Below are 440 nucleotides of genomic sequence, written 5' to 3' on the forward strand. Positions count from 1 at the left end.
GGGGTCTCCAGTTCAAATCTGGACGGGACTACCAATTATGAACATCCTTTTGGGGGATTAGCTCAGCTGGCTAGAGCGCCTGCCTTGCACGCAGGAGGTCAACGGTTCGACTCCGTTATTCTCCACACAAGCTGAGGGACGAGGGCCAATGGGCCGGAGGAACAAAGCTGAAAGCTTAAAGACTAAAGCTGGAAGACCAAGGTTAATTAGCCGGAAGCTTTCGGGAAGCACATTGAACGCCACCGATCGGGATCGATCGGGCACATTGACATCAAGATTGAGGAAAACGCCATGGGGCACTTGTACGGGATATTGTCCTGGTACATGGAACGGTTCGAGACCGCGGTTTTTGACTAACAGGATTCAGGCCAAAGGCTTGGGATCGGGCGATGAACCCCGTGACCTTATACCCTCTGCCCATCCTTGGAAAGTTCTTTGAC

General features: G+C 52.5%; 1 tRNA gene. It reads left to right on the forward strand.

Annotated elements, in window-relative coordinates:
- The first annotated feature begins 51 nt into the window (after positions 1-51).
- A tRNA-Ala gene (locus DHW03_RS19155) sits at positions 52-125 on the forward strand.
- The last annotated feature ends 315 nt before the right edge of the window (positions 126-440 follow it).

Origin of the sequence: Pedobacter yonginensis (genome assembly GCF_003173595.1) — a bacterium.
Taxonomy (GTDB): Bacteria; Bacteroidota; Bacteroidia; order Sphingobacteriales; family Sphingobacteriaceae; genus Pedobacter; species Pedobacter yonginense.